Origin of the sequence: Segatella intestinalis, from assembly GCF_029348455.1 — a bacterium.
Lineage (GTDB): Bacteria > Bacteroidota > Bacteroidia > Bacteroidales > Bacteroidaceae > Prevotella.
In genome coordinates this window covers 68,832-89,467 of record NZ_JARJVV010000002.1, presented here as the reverse complement: position 1 = coordinate 89,467, position 20,636 = coordinate 68,832, and the positions used below count along the sequence as shown (strand labels likewise).

Here is a 20,636-nt window from a genome sequence, read left to right as displayed (position 1 = left end):
CTCCCAAAAACATTTTGCGGTAAAAGCACAGCAAACATTCTGATATTTTGCTGCGTTTTTACCGCAAATTTCGTATATCACTATTGAAAAAAAATCGTTAAACCACAACAAAATCTCCGTTCAAAGGCTTTGAACGGAGATTTATCAATAGACAAAAAACTTTTTTATCAGTAGACAAAAACATTTTAAGTCTATTGGCAACATCTTTTTAAGTTCTCTAAGAAGAAATCTATCCTTCCTTCAAACTCTTTCTCACCAGCTTGCCCACGAAATTCCATGCAGGCATCTTCTTGAGTGTACTGCGTACTGGCTGGATATCCCATAGCAGAAACACGAGCAACACAGCTATGCCAATGAGACAAGTAATGCCGTACAGCTGGCGTATGCTGATCATCAACAGGTTGGAGGCATCGTAAGGTAAGCCACGAGCCATATTGTCAGCCATCTGATGCCGAATACCGAAACTGTACAGGCCCGAGCACATGGCCGACACAGGACCATTGCGTATGATTCCTGCCATGGTAAGTCCCATAAAGAAATGCTGGAAGGGCATCAGCTCCTCAAGATAAATGGTGAGCATACAGAAGAAGATGGCATTACCAAACGAACGCAGGAAAGTTGGCAGATAAAGTGCCTGCAGGGGCAATCCCGGGTCGATGAGAAAATACATCATGACAGGATAGCACACCATAGCCATAACTCCCAAAGTGAGAAGACGTGTATACTTCTGTCGAAGCACCTTGCACCAGAACAGGCAGAAAAGGCAGCCTGCGATGGCTCCCATCCACTCCACCAAGTTGAGCACATTGGTGGTGAATGTACCAAAGTGCAAGACACCACCCGTAAAAGCCGTCTGCAGCACCTTGGGAGTACTGCCCATCCACTCGACAAAGGCAAAGAGGATAAGCAGGGGCACAAGCCGCTTGTACTTCCAAGCCGCGGGAGCTATATAGGGATGACGGATGTGGCGCATGCGCTGAATACAGAAGTAGCCCGTCACGACAAAGAGTAGCACATCCTTGCGCAGAACGTCACTGTCGAGCCAGTTGTAATATTCTCCATAATTGAAAAAGAAGATAAACTCCAACATCCATGCCGACCACAACAGACAACCCAAGTAATCGACGCTGATGAAGGGCAGAGGCTTCATGAAACGAAAGTCGTGAGTGGTGACATACACCACAAGTGCCACACATAGCAAGGCACCGGTCATCGTCCAGTTGATGATGCGCCAGTCCTGATAAATACAGATAAGATGCTCAGTTATCCACGGTGAAAGCGACATATTTCCCAGCACCAGACAGTAAAGCAAGGGGAAGAAAATAGTAAAGTCGCGCTTCGAGGTCATCCACAACTGAATGGTAGACATACACTCAAAGCATCCACACAGTTTGAAGAACCCCGCGATATAGGCCAGGACACACATCACCGGCACCGAGTCGGTAAACATGATGAGGAAGTTGCACGCTGCCACCATCAAAGCTGCATTCAGCAGAAGCCTGCGATTGGTAAAGCGGAACTTCAACCTAAAGAGGAAAGGAAAGGGCATAGCCACGCCCACCACATTGAACATGACAATCATGAGCACATCCTCACGCATCAGACTGTACTCTCCCATCACCTGCGACATGGCACCACCATAAATGCCTCCCGACATGAGGAAGACAAAGGCAAAGAGCAAATATATCCATGGCTGCAGCCTGCGAGGCACGTAGCCATTGAAAGAAGGAACCCTGAAAGGTCCCTGAAGCATTGGAGGTCCTGGCATTATAATGATTTCTTCACTTTAGTTTCTACATTTAATCCCGCACGGAGCAAAGCCACCTGCTTGGGGTCGTTATCCTTGTCGAGAGCGATACGTACGGGCACACGCTGCTCCACCTTTACAAAGTTGCCCGTGGCATTATCGACAGGAATCATAGAATAAGCCGAACCTGCCGCTGCCGACAAAGCCTCCACCTTGCCATGAAAGACGACTCCCGGTATGGCATCGGCGGTGAATTCGACGGTTTTGTCTACTTCGATGCCATCCATTTGGGTCTCACGATAGTTGGCAACTACCCATACATCGTGATCATCCACGATACGTGCCAACATCTGTCCGGGCTGTACCAACTGCCCTACATGAATGTCTTTTCTGCCCATCACACCATCACAGGTAGCCACAATGACAGTATAGGAAAGATTGAGACGGGCAAGATTGAGCTGGGCTTCAGCCACACTCTCACCAGCACGCGAGCTACCCAACTGATGGGTCTGCACATTACGTACCGAGGCAGCACTCTGCCGACGGCTGTTGGCCTGTTCATAGCGTGCCTTGGCTCCCAAGTATCGGGCATAGGCATTGTCGTATTGCTGACGCGTAACAGCATCTTTCTTCATCAAAGCCGCAAAGCGGTCGAAATCCTTTTTGGCATTCAGCATGTCCACACGTGCCTCCTCAATACCTGCCGATGCAGTCTGCACATTGCTGACCGTAGTACCCATGCTTGCCGTAACCACCGATGAGCCCGACTTTGAACCGCGAAGACCTGCCTCAGCCTGTGCCACCTGCAAACGAAATTCTGCATCCTCGATGATGACAAGCGTATCTCCCTTGTGCACATGCTGGAAATCGGTAAAACGGATCTCCTTGATAAATCCTGGCACACGGGTATTGATGGGGGTTATATGACGACACACCTGGGCATCATCGGTATACTCCACATCGACTCCATGCACGAAATGACTGAAACACCAGGCCACAGCTCCTAACAGGAAGAGCACAACCACTACATTATATATTCTCTTGATTATTTTCTTGTTCATTACTATTAAAAATATTAAGTGTTGTATGAAAAGTTAGATTTTACCTGCAACATATTGCAGACGATAGTAGGCATATACGATATTGATACGGGCATCTACCTCTTGCAACTCGGCATTGAGCTTGAGATTGGAAGCATCCACCATATCGGTAACAAGCGCCAACTGGCTGAGATAACGTGCATTCATCACATCGTAGTTCTGCGAAGCCAGCTCCACGCTCTTCTGTTGCGTTGCCAACTCAACATAGGTTTGCTGATACTGCACATAGGCAGCCTGCACCCTGTTGTTGAGCTGTTCCGCCTGCACGTCACGAGTTTGCTGCATCTGACGAGTCTCCACAGCAGCCTGCTTCACGCGCTTATTGCTCTTGAACAACGAACTAAGGCTATACTTCACCCCTACGCCCACGTACCATACATTGAGATTCTTGTCGACGGGAGGAAGTTCGAAGGTGATAGGCCCGTCAAAATGATTGGCTGCCACAAAAGCCACCTTGGGCAAGAGTTCGCTCTTGGCAAGTTTCTCCTTGGCCTTGGCTGTCTGTATATTCAGCACGCTCTGCTCCAAAACAGGCGAATTCATCGCACTTTCTGCCTGCCAATAGCCTTCTCCATCCTGGGCATAGGTTTTGTCGGCTATGGTTGCATCGGGAACAATGGTCTGCGATACTGGCAAGCCCAAAGTGTTGCAAAGCTGATAGTTCAGAATACTGCGATTGTTACGAAGCGACGTAAGACCCAGCCTGAGCGACTGCATCTGCAACTCATAGCGGGTAATGTCGTTCTTCAGCGCCATTCCCTCCTTCTGTTTAGCCTTGATATCAGCGATGAGCTGTTCGGTGAGTTCGATATTTTTCTCGTACACCTTGATACGGTTGTCTATCTTGCAAAGGTCTAAATACTGCCCCAACGCCATGAAACGTTCTTGCTGCCGGGTAAGTTTTACGCCCACTTCTGCCTGCTGCTTGCCCAATTCGGCAAGACGAATGCCAGCATGGATGGCTCCACCGGCATAAACCACTTGCTGGGCATCAATGGCAAAGCTGTTGCCATAATGTGGAGAATGAAGTCCATGAACATCGGAGAAATCACGATCGGTCATCAGTACGTTACCCAAATAACTGAACGACAGCGAAGCATCAATATCAGGAAGACGCTTGCTCCGGGCTGCAGCTACACCCAAACTGGCTGCAGCTACACCCGTCTTCTGGGCACGCAGACTCTTGCTGTTATCCTCTACCTTTTCGAAAAGCTGACCTACAGTCATGGGAACACTTTGACCAATACGTCCCGAACCGCCTGTCTGGGCATGCGCCCACAGACAACCTCCCAGCAAAAGGAGGCCTACAAACATAAATTGTCTTGTCATCAGAATTTTACCTTTTATAAATCTGGGTGCAAAGGTACAGAGTTTTCTGCTAACGACTGTTTTAAATATTACCCTACGGATGGACTTTTAGGGAACAATTCTTCTTATATCTCTCATAAAATACGTATCTTTGCAAACAAAAAGAGAACAAAACCAATGATTAATGAATTAGACAGCCGACAGGAAGCCCGACTTTTCGTTACCACACTTGACGAATGGACCTTTGAACCACAGGTAATCACCTATGGCGGCATACTGATTTGCAGAAAAGGAAAGGCAAGACTGAAAGTAAACTTCAAGGAATGGGAAATGCACGAAGGAGCTGTGATAACGATTTTCCCAAATGATGTGGTGTTGCTGACCAAGGATAACGGGAACGACTTCGAGGTGGAAATGCTGAAATACAACGCCTCCTTGCTGCGTGAGGCAAGTCTGCAGTTAGAGCAAACTGTCTATTCTGCCTTGCGCGAGGACCGCTGCAGACAGGACTCTCCTGTCGTCACCAATATCATCAGCCACATGTTTGCCCTGCTCAGGGTGTACTTCGACCAAGCAGCATGCACCTGTCTTACGCAGTTGGTGCTATGTCAGCTGAAAGCTTTCTTCATAGGATTCAACGAATACCTGCTACGAAATCCACAATATCGCCCCGATGAAATCAAGTCTTATCGTGTAAGAGAACTCTTCAACCACTTCATGCACCTGATGGAAAGAGACTACAAGGCATCAAGGGATGTCAATTATTATGCCGACCTGATGAACATTACGCCCAAATATCTCACCAACATCGTGCGACAGGTGACGGGACACACCCCAAAGACCATCATCGACCAGTATGTCATACTGCAAATCAAGATGCAGTTGCATCGCAGTCAGCAAAGCATCAAGGAAATAGCATGGGAATATCATTTCTCTGACTCAAGTTTCTTCTGCCGCTATTTTAAAAAACATACAGGAAAGACACCACAACAGATCAGAGAACAGACAGCCGACAAAACCAACCAGCAGGAAGACAGAACAGACTTCTAACTCAAGTTTCGCAAGTGGTTTATGTACGGGCTGAAGGCCCAAAAGCTCTTAGCCCAGGGCATCGCCCTGGGTATAATGGCTATCGGCAAGGCGCCCTGTAAGGGCAAAAGCCTTATAAATTGTTAGGAGTTTTAAAGCTTTTGCCCTTACAGGGCGATAGGCTATCATCCGTAATAACCCAGGGCGCTGCCCTGGGCTAAGAGCTTCTGCCCCTTCAGGGCGTGTGGGGCAAAACTTGCGAAACTTCTACTTCTAATATAAAAGCCTGACTGCAGGAAAAAGCCGACAGCAACCAGCCATCGGCCTGTTTCATTAAAGACTGCGGTGGTACATCTTCCTGATTTCTTCGTTTATGAAATCTTGAAAATCAGGACTGTCGATAATCTCGATATGGCTGTACAGTCCCAAGACAAAACGGGCAATACCCAAGTAGCTTGCCACATCCATAGACAACAGCCAGTACTTGGGAGCTTTTCCTTCATTATTATCGGTTTCATCGGGCAATTCAACGATGAATTCGGCTGATTTGGGATATTCCTCAATCATCAGACTATATGCCAGACGGTCGAGTTTCAACCTGACAGGCAACCGCTCATCACCACTAAACATAAAGAGATCGGTAAACATCTGGCGATGCTTGGCCTCGTTGCCCCACTCCAGATCGAGCAGGATAACATTGCCCATACGCGACACCTTGAACGTCTTGTTCATCTTGGAACTAAGTTCATAGCAGCGCACATCATTATTGTTGTTCATCATAAGGAAAGGCTCCACCACCCGGTCGGTACAACTCTTGCTGTGAGGCGAGGAATAACCTTCTATCTTGACAAGCCGATGACGCTTGATGGCATCGTAGAGCACGCCGACATGATGGGCAGCCTGCTCGCGCAACTGAGGATTGGCAAGGATGTTGAGGTCATAGAAACGATCCAACTTGCGGCGCAGTCGCTCCACGATGGCATTATTGTCTTCCACCTTATTTAATATAGAGAGCATGGTGAGGGCTTCCTCCTCGGTGAAATTGATGGTTTCGAAGAGATGCTTGAAGAATGGCGACTCCCTGTCAAGACTGTATATCCTGCCATTCTTCTCCACCTTGAAGCCCCAGTCGCGGAAACTCTCCAAATAATAATACAGCATACGTCGCGAAATGCCCGCACGCTCGCAAAGAGTATCCACGTCATAACGATGGTTCTCGGTAAGGAGAAGCATCAGGTTCATTTCTTTTTCCAGTTTGTCGTGTCGCATAAAGCCTGAATGTGATAAGTTGATGAGTCGGCAAGAGGCTGAAGACTGCTTTTTATGTTAATAGAGCTTAACAGCCACTCACTTTTAACATAAGAACTCAGAAAGTGAACATATATTGCACAAAAGCCTCCTAATTTTGCCCTCAGAAACAAAGAAAGACCAGTAAAAGGGCTTTCATACAGTAAGGAAACTATAAAACTATAAAGAATTATGGAAAAGAATATCACATTGGGCACTTCAGCCGACATCAACTTCGTAGTAAACAGCATCAGCAACGGAAGCAAGAGCGTTGTGGACGGCAGTAAGAACCTGATAAGCAGTATCAAGAGTTTGCTGCAAAGCGGCAAACAACCCATAGAATGGCTGCAAAGCTACTATTCCATCATCATGGAAAAGGAAGTGAGCATGAAGCAGACCCTCCTCCTCATCGCCACCCAGTTTACATTCGTACTGGGCATCCTGCCTGCCGACATCAATCTGGCATTAAGAGCCGCTTTCTTGGGCAGTTTCGCCTTCTGCCTGCATCTGTGCAAGAAGAGTTTTCAAGAGGAAATATAAATTGATTTCATTAACCGTCACTTAATCCTTGAACTCAAGTGAAAGTTCGCCCGAACCCAAGAGATTGTAGCTCATGCGGTGATAAGGCGTAACCCCATACTCCCTGATGGCTGCCCGGTGCTTCTTGGTGGGATAACCCTTGTTGCTCTTCCAGTCGTACTGAGGATATTCCTCGGCAAGGGCATCCATATAGTCGTCACGATAGGTCTTGGCCAGAATGCTTGCTGCAGCTATCGCCATATACTTGCCATCGCCTTTCACTATCGTGGTATGAGGCAGATCATGGTATGGCTTGAAACGATTGCCATCCACAATAATAGTCTCTGGACGAACCTTGAGCTGATCGAGTGCCCTGTGCATCGCCAAGATACTGGCATTGAGGATATTGATCTTATCTATCTCCTCGGGAGTAACGATTCCTACAGCCCATGCCACGGCATCACGCTCTATCTGCACGCGAAGAGCCTTGCGCCTCTTGTCTGTAAGCTGCTTGCTGTCGTTGAGTGCTTCATTCTGATAACCAGGAGGCAGAATGACAGCTGCCGCATAGACACTGCCAGCCAGACAACCACGACCAGCCTCATCGCAGCCGGCCTCTATAAGGTCCTTATAATAATGACTTTCCAACATCTTCTAAATGGTGTTTTACTGAATAATAAAAACTATTTGATGCAAAAGTAGTACAAATATCCGACTCATGCAAATCTTGATGGATGATTTTTAAGGATTACGTATGAAACTATAGGATAATAAAGCGATGGGATCAGTAACTTTGCATCAAAACTAATCAAAACCCATTATGAAACAAACGATTTGCATTCTTTTATCAGCTATCGCTATCTCGCTTGGTTGCTCAGCCAAGAAGCAGACGAGCACTTTCCCCGACGGCACACCTATCTCTTCATGGTTTGCCGACACCACTGGTGTGGAACTGAAGGACATGGGCAAGCCCTACATCATTACCGATTATGGAGTGGTAAATGACTCAACCATCATTCAGACCCAGAAGATTCAGGAAGTCATAGACCGCTGTCATGCCAATGGTGGCGGAGTCATCGTGGTACCTGCAGGCACTTATCTTACAGGCTCACTATTCTTCAAACCAGGCTGCAACCTGTATTTGGAAGAGAACGCCACACTGAAAGGAAGCGATGCCATCACCCATTATCAGATAGTGAAGACTCGACTGGAAGGTCAGACCTTAGACTATTTTGCAGCACTCATCAATGCCGATCATCACGATGGTTTCACCATTGCAGGCAAGGGAACCCTCAACGGCAACGGACATAAATTCTACGATGAGTTCTGGCTGCGCCGAAAAGTCATCAAGAAGTGTACCAACTTGGAGGCTCTCCGCCCAAGACTGGTCTACATCTCCAACTCCAACGACGTGAAGGTAAGCGGCATCAGAATGGTGAACTCTGGTTTCTGGACCAACCATCTGTACAAGTGCAAGCGCGTGAAATACCTCAACCTGTATATCTACGCACCCACAAGTGGCTACCCCAAAGGTCCAAGCACCGACGCCATAGACATCGATGGATGCGAGGATATGCTGATAAGAGGCTGTTGGGTAAACGTGAACGATGACGGTGTGTGTCTGAAAGGCGGCAAGGGAACCTTCGTAGACAAGGACAGCACCAATGCTCCCTGCCGCAACGTCATCGTAGAGAACTGCTATTTCAAGAAAGCCGGTGGAGGTGTCACCTTCGGAAGCGAGTGCTATGATGCTAAGAATGTGATTATAAGAGACTGCCAGTTCAACGGAACCAGCAACATTCTGCTCTTCAAGATGCGCCCAGACACACCACAGAGATACGAGGATGTACTGGCAGAAAACTGCACAGGAGTAGTTACCTTCGGCATCAGAACCCGTATTTGGACCCAGTTCTACGACAAGAAAGACAGAGACGACATGCCCCGTTCAGTCATCAACAACGTGAAGATGAAGAATATCAAGGTGAAGAGCACCAAACAATTCTACACAATGATACCTTCAGAAAACTACGACTTGGGTAGTTTCTCATTCGAAAACATCGATGTCACCGACCCTGTAGGAATTATGGACACATCGGTATTGGGCAGTTGCAAGCTCAACAAAGTAAAACTTAATGGTAAAGCCATCAAGTAGTTCTTTTTTAAAAAGAAGAAGTTAAAGGAGTTAAGGAGTTAAGACAAATGCTTAGTGGGTAACGTATATTTCTGGAGGTAAGGGACTAATGTCCTGCGTCTTATCCAAATAGGCTATTGTCTTAACTCCTTTAACTCCTTAACTCCTTTAACTCCTGAAGAAAATCTCCTAAAGAAAATCTCCTAAAGAAACATTCTCAAAGAAGCCCCCTTAACTTCTGTACTGCGATGGCGGCATACCAAACTGCTCCTTGAAGCACTTGCTGAAGTAGTACGGATTGTCGAAACCTACAGCATAAGCCACCTCCGACACATTCTTCTCGCCCTCCTTCAACAGTTCGGCGGCTTTTCTCAGTCGGATGACACGGATATACTCATTAGGTGTATAACCCGTAGTTCCCCTTACCTTTTTATAGAAGATGGTGCGTCCCAAGTGCAACAGTCCTGCCACCTTGTCGACAGAAAGATCTTGTTCGCCAAGGCGAGAATAGACAATACTGTCAAGACGCTTGACAAACAAGCTGTCCTGCTCGTTGCTGAGCATGGCAGAACGAATCTCCTGTGGCTCCTTGCCAAACTTCTGACGAAGTATCTCACGCTGGTTGAGCAACTGCAGAATGCGAGCCATGAGCAACTGCGGGCTGAACGGCTTGGTAATGTAAGCATCGGCTCCCGACTCTGTTCCTTCGAGCACATTCTCGTCAGTACTGAGGGCAGTGAGGAGAATGATGGGGATATGACTCGTCTCAAAACTGTTCTTTAGACGTTTAGTAAGCTCGAAGCCATTCATTCCAGGCATCATCACGTCGCTTACTATCAAGTCGACATCCAACTCCTTTGCCATGGCAATACCCGTCTTGCCATCCGAAGCCACCTTCAGGTCGAAACAGCTCTCCAGTTCAGAGAGCAGGAACTCACGTACATCGTTGTCGTCTTCTATCAGAAGAATGGTACGACGGTTGAGCGGAGCAGATGGTGCAGAAGGCACAGCATCAGTTGTTTTTTCTTCCTGTCCGTCCCGTTCCTTTGCCAAATCGGCCTTCAGGATAGGGCTGTCCTTTACCAAGAAGTCGGAAGCCTCGTAGCAGTCTTTCTGCAGAGGTATCGTGACCACAAAGACCGAACCTCCGCCCTCGTTCTCCTGATAAGTTATCTCGCCATGATGCGTCCTCACAAGTTCATGGGTAAGATGGAGTCCGATGCCAAAGCTCTCACCCGTATAACTGCTCTGCATGAATCGGCTGAAGAGCTGCGCTCGCTTCTCCTGCGGAATGCCCACTCCCGTGTCAGCCACACGGATGGTCATCACATCCGTGAAAGAGAGGCTTACAGAGATGGTTCCCTTGGCAGGGGTGTACTTGAAGGCGTTGGACAAAAGATTGAACACCACCTTGTCTATCATCTGCTGGTCGAGGAACATCGCATGTGCCGGCTCCGACGACTCGAAACTGTAAGCTATCTCCTTCGACTCGGCTGCATCGTCGAACATACGGCAGATGCCCTTGACAAACATCACGGCATCAGTCTCCTGCAAGGACAACTTCAGCTTGCCTGCCTGCATCTTACGGAACTCCAAGAGTTGGTCGATGAGTCGCAACATGCGCTGCACGCTCTTGTCCATCACCCGTATCGTCTTCTCCAACTCTGTCTGCCAGCGGTTGGCTTTCATGATGCGTTTTTCTTTCTCGAGCGAGCCTTGCATCAGGGTGAGAGGAGTACGGAACTCGTGAGCTATATTGGTGAAGAAAACCAACTTGTAGCGAGTGAGTTCCTGCTCAAGACGGATTCGGTTGCGAAGCACATTCTTGTCGTGCACAAACTTCACCACCAAGATGATGACACCCAGGACAAGCAGCACATAAATCATTATCGCCCAGGACGTAAGATAGAAAGGAGGCTTGATGCGAATAACCAATGTACTCTCCTTACCCCAGGTGCCATCCGATGTACATGCCTTGACATGCAGAAGATACTTGCCAGCTGGCAGTTTCTGATAAGCCGCCCAGGGCGTGGACGAAGGTTGGCTCCATGCCTGGTCGAAGCCTTCCAGACGGTAGGTGTACTTCACATTGCGCACATCGGAATAGTCGAGCGTAGAGAAATGTATGTTGGGCGAACGCTGCTCATAGGTCAGCGTTATCTCATCCGAATAAGGATAAGAGGTGAAGACGACATCGGTGAGCCCGCTGACATGGCTCAAACGTGAAGGCTGAATGATGGTAAGACCATAGTTGCCACCCAGCACCACTCTGCCGTCATCAAGACATACTGCCGAGTTCTCATTATATACATTGCCCATAGGGTTGCGTGAGAACATATAGTTTTCAAACGACTTCTTGCGGGCATTCCAGGCTGTCACTCCCTGCTGGGTAGAAATCCAAAGATTGCCATCAGGTGTGTCCACCACCGACTGAACCAAATTGTTGACCAGTCCATTAGAGGTATTGAAGACGTGGAACTTAGGCTCTGTCTCACCATCACCCGGCTCTACCTGTACCAGTCCATCACCCGATGCTGAGAGCCACAGTCGTCCCTGTCTGTCAACAAGTAGATCGCGTATTTCATAATCACGCACATAGGTCTTATATCGGCTGGCATCCTTCACAAACTCATCGACAGGAATACGGATAAGACCTCCCGATGTTCCGCACCAAAGCACGCCATGCTTGTCTATCACCATGCATCTCACCTCGTTGAGCCCCACGCTGTCGGCAAAGAATGTCTTCACACCATAGCCATCCTTACGTGGATAGACAAGGCTCAATCCCTTGCCAAAGGTTCCTATCCACATGCGATGCTTGGCATCGGAAGCCATACAGAACACGTTCCTGTCCTTAAAGTCGAGTCCTTTTGCTCCATAGATTCCCTTGCCACGGGTGCCTATCCAGGTTTCACCATTAGGCATCTGGACTATACCATAAACATTCGAGTCGAAGTGGCTCTTGCCCAACACCTGGCTCATGTCGGCACTATAGTGGTAAAGACTTCCCGCACGGGTGCCCACCATGACTGTGCCGTCATTCATTTTCTTCACCATTCGAACGACATTCGAAAAGTCCATATTGCCCTCTCCATTAGGATAAATGCGTTCCACTCCCTTGTCCATCACCTGGATGTGCGACACGCCTCCGTATTCTGAGCTTACCCACACTCCATCGTGACGGTCGGCAATAATGCCGAGAAGATAGTTGGAGGCTATAGGCGACTCTCCCAACTTGTCTGCCACGAAATGCTGGCTTTGGGTCAGGTCCTGATTGAACACAAAAAGTCCCTTGCCATAGGTGGAAATCCAGATGAGTCCATGATTGTCCTCTACGATATGAAATCGCTCATGGTCGATATAATTGGTGGTTTGCTGTGGAAAGAGAATCAGGGGTACGAGCTTGTCCTGTCTTACCAAGCGCAGCACGCCCGTCTTGTTGTATATCCACTTTCTGCCTTTGTTGTCAGTCAACACCCTGCCATTGGGGATAAGCCATTCGCCCTCACATTCCGCAACCTCTCCCGTACGCACATCGATAGAGAAAGAGCGGCGGTTGGTAAAAAGTATCCATCTGTTGCCCAAGAGCAAATCGCCGGTGGCTACCTCACCGTCAACATAGGCTACATGGGAAAATCGCTGCAGCTTGCCTTGTCGAAGGACATAGACATCGCCCTTCTCCGAAACCATCAGCATCTTATGATGGAAGGGGCGCGTACGCGACATTCTCATGCCCTTGGCCATGCAGGACAGGCGACCTTCAGAATAAAGGAAAACCTTGTCCGTAGTACAAAGCACCACATTGTCTTTGTCCAGACTGTCTATCAGAGGGACTTGGGAAGAACCTATTTCTGCCTGGGCAAACCTACGTGTCAAGAAAGAACCACTGCGATAGTCTACCAACATAGCTCCATCTTTGGCTCCCCAAAGCCAGAACATTCCGTCACAGACCAGCTTCCACTTAGTGAAATGAAGCTTCTCTACTTCCTGACAGTACTTCTCCTCCTTGCCGTCCACCATATTCAGGCAAGTTAATCTCTCAGAAGAAGAATACACCCACAACTTCTTATAGGTAACATCCTCCAAAGCCTTCTTCGTACGACCGATTAAAGCAGAGACACCAGTACTGTCGCTGTCAAAATAGGTTGTTACCACGTTACCGTCGTAGCGGGCAAGTCCATTATACGTGGAAAACCACAGAAAGCCCTTCTGGTCCTGTTGCATATCGCTAACGACATTAGAGGGCAATCCTTCCTGAATGGTTACCCTCTTCGCCTTCACCTCTATGGGAAGGGAAAGAATCTCGGCATGCTTCTCCGCCGCTATCTGTGCCATAGGCTCCGTGCCAACGCCACGCTGTCCGCCATCATGGCAGGAACTGGCGAGCAAGGCAAAAGCCGCCGCCATAAAGAAATTACTGTATCTCATTATTCTGATTAGTTCTTAACACGGTGCAAAGATACGCCAAATACTTGGAAAAACCACATCTCCCTACCACAAAAATCACTTCACCCTACCACAAAACCATGGAAAGCCTATCACAAAGTCCATGGAAGACTGCTCCTAAACATGAGACACTATCTATATTTAGTCAAATATAAGCTATATTTCATTAGTTGTGACTTATATTTAACTAAATAAAGGTTAGGCGAAGCAGTTGGAAGCAGACTTCTCGGAAGTTTGTCTCTATAAGAAAAGATTTTTATGGCAGGGCGATAAAAAATTATCGCAATATTCTTGCCTGTTTGTCAGCTTTAGCGTATATTTGCAATCACTAACCATATAAACATGAAGAATATGAGAACCAAACTGTCTATGATTGTCGCCATCATGCTGTTGGCGCCATTAGGAACACAGGCCCAGAAACGTATCAAGGCCATCAACATCAATGTAGAGTTGCCACAGGTAGGAGCCGACATCGGAGACGGCACCAAGGTCACATCCATCACCACCGACGCCTTCGGCTCCGAGAATATGCTGGGCGAGGGAAAGATAGAATGCAATGGCGGCGGACGCTACTTGCAGTTCGACACCGACGGCAACCGTGAGACTCCCAATGCCGGCTTCGTGTTCGAGTCGGGCAGGAAATACGTGCTGCGCATCCACCTGACCAACTATACCAACATACTGTTCAATTACAAGAACAACAAGGAGTTTACCGTAGATGACAGCATGGTGAAGGCAACCATCAACGGAAAGAAGGCAAAGATAACCCTTGGCTCTGGACGCCCATTGATTTGCGAGATGTTGATCACACTGCCGGGCGAGCGCAACCCGATAGAAGCAAACACCAAGTTGAGTGCAGCCGACGACAAGCATGCCGGATATGGATACGTAGATCTGGCACTGCCAAGCGGAACCAAGTGGGCTACGTGCAACGTGGGCGCAGCCAAGCCCGAGGCATACGGCAACTACTATGCCTACGGTGAGACCAAGACAAAGCCCAAATATGACCGTGAGTCGTTCATCGGTTATGGTGCCTACACCTACACCAACCCATACAATATACAATCGTTCGAGGAGGAGGACAACAAGTATGCCATATCGACAGCCATGAGACAACGCCTAAAGCCAGAATACGACGCAGCACGCCAGAACATGGGAGGCGAATGGCAAATCCCTACCCGACTGCAGTGCAAGGAACTGCGCGAGAACTGCTACGCAAAGTATGTGAAGATAAACGGTGTAAAGGGCACACTCTATACCAGTCTGAAGAACGGCAAGTCAATCTTCTTGCCCTATGCAGGACATATAAACGGCACAGTAAATGCCAACAAGGGCATTTTCGCTGACTACATGACAGCCAACTCAACCCGAATAACCCACATGTTCAACATCACCTGGGGCAGCAGCTACAGCTGCAACACCCAGACCAAAGAATGGCTGTTCATGCAGTACACCTACGAATGCAACGAAGATCCCGACGGCGCTGATATCCCAAGCGACGGCTATCCCATACGTGCCGTATGGGGAGGCGATGCCTTCAGAGGCGACAAGGCCAAAGTAGGTAAACTGCCGGCACTGACAGGCAAAAGAGCTTCGTCGCCCAAGGAAAAGAAGGTAAAGAAGAAGGAAACAGACGACAGCGACTCATCGGACAAGACGGAAAAGAAAAACTCAAAAGAAAAGATGAAGAACCTGCTCAACAAGGGCAAAGGTCTTTTCAACCTGCTGAAATAACCCCATTCATACCATACGAAAAGGGACGAGCTCATCGCGAGTTCGTCCCTTTTTTACTAAAAATAATTCTTATTTACCGAAATGTATGTACTGTACTAAAAACAATCTTTACTTGTAAGCTGGATGCTGCTGACCTTCAAGACCTGCGTTTACATCAAGAATCTTAGTGGTATTGAACGGCATCAGCTCTGTCATGTTCTTTTGCAAGCCATAGAATACACCAGAATTACCTGTAATCCAGGCATTGTTGCTTGACACTCCAGTTACGTCCTCTACACACAGGTTACCCTTCTGCTTAATAGAAACGATACTGAACATATTAAGGATGGTGTAAGAATGCTCTACAGCACCTTCGGGCTTGTTAACAGCACTATAAAGCTTGCCATCCTTTTCATAGAGCTTCACATCCTTAAGTGAACCCTTGCTACTTGAGTTCAAAATCTTCAGAGTCTTGATCTGGTCGGCAGAAAGACCCAAAGCCTCAACATCAGCCTGTGAAAGGTCGATATAGCTCAATGCGATGGTAGGATCCTCAAACTTAGGTGTGGTAGAGAGATAGTAAGCACGATAAACTGGTACGTTGGCAAATTCACCATCACGCTTTGCCAAGTTTACCAAGCGCTGCTTCTCTGCCATCAGCATCTCATACTGCTTACCCCAGCGAGTAAGGTCGGTACGACGCAGACCCTCGTTGGAAAGCTCGAGCTTACGCTCCTTCTGGATGAAGGTGAGGAAGTCGTCATGGTTGGTAGGAATACCTGCAGCAGCCTTGGCCTCATTGCCACGGAAGGCACGCTTGCGTACTTCCTTCACTGCATTGATGGCCTCCTGAGTAGGACCATTGTTCACCTCGTTCAGAGCTTCAGCATACATCAACAATACGTCGGCATAGCGAAGCAATGGGAAATTGATGTTACGCTTACTGTTGGTTGCGCCCATCTCTTTCTTCCAGTTGATGCGGTACTTGCCCACACCCATACCGTTGTAAGTATTCATCTGATACTTATTGCCCTTGGCACTAAGCACGATGCCGTAGTTGCAGACAGACACATCGCGACGCTGGTCATCCTTGTCATAGTCGAAGAAGAGAGTAGGATAAGCCATCATCTGTGAGCCACCCTTACCCATACCGCCTTCAGAGTTGTCGTTTCCTGAAGTTGGGATACCATTGACATAACCTGTTCTTACATCGGTAGCATTCTCGCCATACCAACCATACTCCAACATGGTTTCCTTGTTGTAAGTCTGGTTGCCCAAATCTCTGAACAACTGGTCATAGTTGTCGAGCAAGCCATTCTGACGCTTCTCGATAACAGCCTTGCAGGCATCAGCAGCAATCTGATAAAGTTCCTTCACACGTGCAGCATCGTCACGGCGTGCGATGTGCAAGGTAGAAGCATCGTAGGTGTTGAGGTCCCAACGCAGAGAGTAGCCAGCAGCATAGAGAGCCACACGGGCCAAGATGCCATAAGCTGAGTTCTTGCAGAAACGCTCAGGTGTAGAAGGAGCATTGGCCTCACCCTGCCATGGCAGGAGCTCTACAGCCTTCTGCAAATCGGCAATGCACTGATCGTAGATCACATCACGGTCGGTACGTGAAGAAGTGAAGGTTGTCAACTCAGATGTTGGAACTGTTGTGAAAGGAACGTCGCCATAGAAGCGAATCAGATTCCAGTAAGCATAGGCACGGATGGCCAACGCCTCACCAAGAAGCGCATTCACCTTACCCTTCTCGCTCTCAGAAACGCTCATACCGGGCAACTTCTGAATACAAACGTTGGCATACTCGATGGCTGCATACATAGAAGTATATGTATTGCTGAGCATACCTGTGACGTTGGTGAAGTTGTAGTTGGAAACGTCATACTTAGAGTTGCTCTCTGTTGAGGCACACTCGTCTGTACCCTCAAGCAGCTGATAGCCCAGCTCCTGAGTATGGAGACTGGCATAAGCACCCACTGTGGCAAGTTCTGCACGGGATACTGTCTCAAAGACAGAACCACTGTCGGCAGATGACTCAGATGGCATATCCAACCAGTCCTGGCAAGATGTCATGGTCAAAGCTATGGCCGTAACACCTAATATATTTAATATCTTATTCATATATTACTCTTGTTAGAATGAATTGATTAGAATGTTAAGTTTACACCTACTACCCAGCTCTTAGCACGTGGGTAAGAAGAATTGTCCACACCAGGAGTCAGGGCGCTTCCTGAAGCAGAAACCTCTGGATCATAGCCTGAATAACCTGTGATAGTGCAGATATTATTCATGGTTGCATAGACACGAGCCTTCTGCAAGTAGATTTTCTTCAACCATGCCTTAGGGAATGTATAACCCAAAGTGATGGTGTTCAGACGAAGGAATGAACCATTCTCGATATAATAGCTGCTATGATCGGAAATGGCATACTTGTTATTGGAAGAAATATTCCACATACGGCTGCCATTGTCCTCACCTGGGTTCAACTCTGCCAAACGAGCAAGGTTGGTAGACTCCTTACCTGTGAGTGGGTCGATGAGGGTGTATCGGTTAGCCATGTCTGAGATGGTGTTCTGGTTGGCCAAGTAAGGACCAACAAAACGCTGAGTACTCATGTTGAACACATCGTTGCCTACCGAGAAGTTCATGAAGACGGTCAGGTCAAAGCCCTTATAGGTAAAGGTATTGTTCCAACCTCCTGTAAAGTCAGGAGCTGCATTACCAATAACGGTACGGTCGTTAACACTCCATACAGGGTTACCATCCTTATCTGTTTCACCTGCAAATGTCTTATACTTCACATCACCTGGTTTCACAGCCTTGCGGTCGAAACCTTTCAGGCTGGCAATTCCATCCTTCAACTTGTAAGTTCCATCCTCGTTCTGGATAAAGTCGGCTGTGGTGTAAAGACCATCATATACCAAACCATAGAACTGTCCAAGAGGTTTGCCCTTCTCGATCTTGAAGCCCATACGAGACTCGTAATCCTGGATAAAGTAGTCTGACTCACTGCTACCACCATAGATATCGAGCACCTTAGAGCGGTTGAAAGCCACATTGAAGTCTGTTGACCATGTGAAGTCCTTGGTACGAACAGGTGTTGCGTTGATAACAATTTCCACACCACGGTTACGGATAGAACCTACATTCTGATACTGTGTTGTATAACCTGTAGAAGAAGGAATCTGGTTCTTGATAAGCAGGTTCTTAGAGGTATTGTTGTACCAGTCGATACCTACATTGAGGCGGCTGCCAAATACCGAAACGTCAAGACCTACGTTGACAGTCTCTGTCTTCTCCCACTTGAGGTCCTTATTTCCAAGAGTCTTACCTGGTACATAAGTGATATAATCCTTACCGCCAATGCCATAATGGCCAGAACCATAAGAAGTAGCATACATATTGTCGTCGATATTATCGTTACCGGCCGTACCATAACCTACACGGAGCTTCAAGTTGTCGAAGATATCCTTCAAACCTTCCATGAATGGTTCCTCTGAAATACGCCATGCAGCAGATGCAGATGGGAAGTAACCCCACTGGTTGCCCTTGGCAAACTTAGAAGAGCCGTCACCACGAAGTGTGGCATTCACGAGATAACGGTCCAGATAGTTGTAAGATACACGGGTAAACCAAGACACACGACCACGACGGCTCTTACCTGATTTCCATACAGCAGGAATACCCATGCTGACATCATTCAAACCGAAGTTTCCATCAGAAAACTCACGATACTCGTTTTCGAGCTTCATGGTCTCCCAATAAGTAGTCTCCTGACCGAGCAATGCAGAGAAGTGATGATCCTTGTTGAGGTCGAACGAATAGTTCAATGTATTGGTAATCTGCCACTGGTAAGCCTCTGCATTGTTGCGCTTGCCATAACCATAAGGGCTCTTGTTGGCTGCTGCAGTCTTGGTAGAACCATCGTCCCAATAGTCGGTACGAGTCTGCTTCCACTGATAGCTACCAGCTGTACGCCATGTCAGATTCTTGATAATGTCGAACTCAATACCAGCATTCACTGTAGCAAGACGAGTAAACTTCTCGTTTGTGATAGCGTTATTGGTAAGAATAGGGTTGTTTGAGTCGTAGTTGTTACTACCAGGGATGGCATCGAAAGCATCTGTGAGGTCTTCGCCAAGCATCTGCTCGTTGGTAAAACGAATACCACCTGTAACAGGCTGAAGAATCGTCTGCTTCAATGTACCACCAAGAGAGCCACCACCTTCGAGCTTAGTCATCTGCAAAGCAGAAGAGAAGTCGAAGCGTACGCCCTTCCAAAGTTCGTGATTGATCTTGGCGCGGACACTGTTCTTATAGTAACCATGCTTTGCCATGATACCATCCTCGCCAGTATAGTTGTAGCTGAGCATATACTTTGTCTTCTCGCTACCACCAGAGATATTGATATTATGTGTCTGAGCCACACCAGTAGATCCGAACACCTCGTCCTGCCAGTCGATACCGGCACGGTTGCCATATTCGCTTGCTATACGGTCATAAGCGCCTGTATAGAAGTCGGCATCACTTACGCTGCCACCAAAAAGGCTTGCGAAAGCATCCTCGTTGCCACGAAGAGTTTGGAACTCATACTGATACTTCACATAATCCTCCACGCCAAGAAGATCGAGCTTCTTGCCAAGACGCTGGAAACTAACATAACCATTGTAAGAAACCTCGGTCTTACCTGCCTTACCGCTCTTGGTAGTAATAAGGATTACACCATTGGCACCAGCAGCACCATAAATAGCTGTAGCAGAAGCATCCTTCATCACGTCGATGGTCTCGATATCGTTGATATCCACATTTCTCTAACCATCTTCCATCTGGAAACCATCCACGATATAAAGAGGCTTGGTACTCTGTGTGATAGACGTACCACCACGTACAGTAATGTTGATATCGGCACCTGGCGCACCACTCTGGGTAATGATGTTCACACCGGCAGCCTTACCTGTCAAAGCCTGAGCGGCAGAAGTAGCAGGTATATTGGCAAGATCCTTACCGCTGACTGAAGCTGTAGCGGCAGTCAGGTCTCTTTTCTTTACCTTAGCATAACCAATAGAAACAACCTCGTCGAGCATCTGAGCCTCGGGCTCGAGCTGTACATTAATCTGTGTACGGCCCTTGATGTCTACTGTCTTTGTCTTATAACCTACATAAGAAATAACCAAAGACTTGGCAGATGAAGGAACTGTCAGCTTAAAGTTACCATCCACGTCGGTAACGGTGCCTGTATTACCTGGCACAACCTTTACCGTCGCACCGATAACTACATCCATGTCATCCGTCACTTGTCCTGAAATAGTCACCCCTTGAGCGAGGCCTTTCACAGGAACCACCAGTAGCATGA

11 protein-coding genes and 1 pseudogene are annotated in these 20,636 nt (G+C 47.7%); 4 read left to right on the top strand and 8 right to left on the bottom strand.

Annotated features, from left to right (window positions below; genetic code table 11):
- Positions 1-229 precede the first annotated feature (229 nt).
- From P3T48_RS01485 to P3T48_RS01475, 3 genes are read right to left on the bottom strand one after another with little or no spacing between them, the layout of a single operon-like run.
- Complete coding sequence (locus tag P3T48_RS01485; protein ID WP_276505351.1) at positions 230-1,768, bottom strand: MFS transporter; 1,539 nt, start codon at positions 1,766-1,768, stop codon at positions 230-232.
- Positions 1,768-2,808, bottom strand: a complete 1,041-nt coding sequence (locus tag P3T48_RS01480) for an HlyD family secretion protein (protein WP_276505350.1) — start codon at positions 2,806-2,808, stop codon at positions 1,768-1,770. The genes P3T48_RS01485 and P3T48_RS01480 overlap by 1 nt, the downstream gene beginning before the upstream one ends.
- A gap of 33 nt (positions 2,809-2,841) precedes the next feature.
- On the bottom strand, positions 2,842-4,176 hold the full coding sequence (locus P3T48_RS01475; RefSeq protein ID WP_276505349.1) for a TolC family protein: 1,335 nt from the start codon (positions 4,174-4,176) through the stop codon (positions 2,842-2,844).
- Between the two features lie 156 nt (positions 4,177-4,332).
- On the opposite strand from P3T48_RS01475, the gene P3T48_RS01470 reads away from it, so the two are divergent.
- A complete protein-coding gene (locus P3T48_RS01470) occupies positions 4,333-5,205 on the top strand; it encodes an AraC family transcriptional regulator (RefSeq protein WP_276505348.1) in 873 nt (290 codons plus the stop codon).
- Positions 5,206-5,517: 312 nt separating this feature from the next.
- On the opposite strand, the gene P3T48_RS01465 is transcribed toward P3T48_RS01470, so the two are convergent.
- On the bottom strand, positions 5,518-6,453 hold the full coding sequence (locus tag P3T48_RS01465; protein WP_276505347.1) for a helix-turn-helix transcriptional regulator: 936 nt from the start codon (positions 6,451-6,453) through the stop codon (positions 5,518-5,520).
- A 210-nt stretch (positions 6,454-6,663) separates the two neighbouring features.
- Between P3T48_RS01465 and P3T48_RS01460 the strand changes: the two genes are divergently transcribed.
- Entirely contained in the window at positions 6,664-7,011 is a 348-nt protein-coding gene (locus tag P3T48_RS01460) for a hypothetical protein (RefSeq protein ID WP_217757052.1), read from the top strand.
- Between the two features lie 21 nt (positions 7,012-7,032).
- Here the strand turns inward: P3T48_RS01460 and rnhB are convergent, their stop codons facing one another.
- Positions 7,033-7,641 (bottom strand): ribonuclease HII, encoded by a 609-nt coding sequence (gene rnhB / locus P3T48_RS01455; RefSeq protein ID WP_276505346.1) that lies wholly within the window; start codon positions 7,639-7,641, stop codon positions 7,033-7,035.
- Between the two features lie 169 nt (positions 7,642-7,810).
- Between rnhB and P3T48_RS01450 the strand changes: the two genes are divergently transcribed.
- Positions 7,811-9,142, top strand: coding sequence for a glycoside hydrolase family 28 protein (locus P3T48_RS01450; protein ID WP_022253196.1), 1,332 nt, complete (start codon positions 7,811-7,813; stop codon positions 9,140-9,142).
- Between the two features lie 210 nt (positions 9,143-9,352).
- Here P3T48_RS01450 and P3T48_RS01445 read toward each other — a convergent pair whose 3' ends face one another.
- Positions 9,353-13,549 (bottom strand): hybrid sensor histidine kinase/response regulator transcription factor, encoded by a 4,197-nt coding sequence (locus P3T48_RS01445; protein WP_276505345.1) that lies wholly within the window; start codon positions 13,547-13,549, stop codon positions 9,353-9,355.
- 360 nt (positions 13,550-13,909) lie between these two features.
- Here P3T48_RS01445 and P3T48_RS01440 point away from each other — a divergent pair, with 360 nt between their 5' ends.
- Entirely contained in the window at positions 13,910-15,301 is a 1,392-nt protein-coding gene (locus tag P3T48_RS01440) for a hypothetical protein (RefSeq protein ID WP_276505343.1), read from the top strand.
- Positions 15,302-15,409: 108 nt separating this feature from the next.
- On the opposite strand, the gene P3T48_RS01435 is transcribed toward P3T48_RS01440, so the two are convergent.
- Both P3T48_RS01435 and P3T48_RS01430 read right to left on the bottom strand, forming a co-directional pair.
- Positions 15,410-17,404, bottom strand: coding sequence for a RagB/SusD family nutrient uptake outer membrane protein (locus P3T48_RS01435; RefSeq protein ID WP_276505342.1), 1,995 nt, complete (start codon positions 17,402-17,404; stop codon positions 15,410-15,412).
- 26 nt (positions 17,405-17,430) lie between these two features.
- A pseudogene (locus P3T48_RS01430) lies at positions 17,431-20,634 on the bottom strand (SusC/RagA family TonB-linked outer membrane protein).
- Positions 20,635-20,636: the final 2 nt, after the last annotated feature.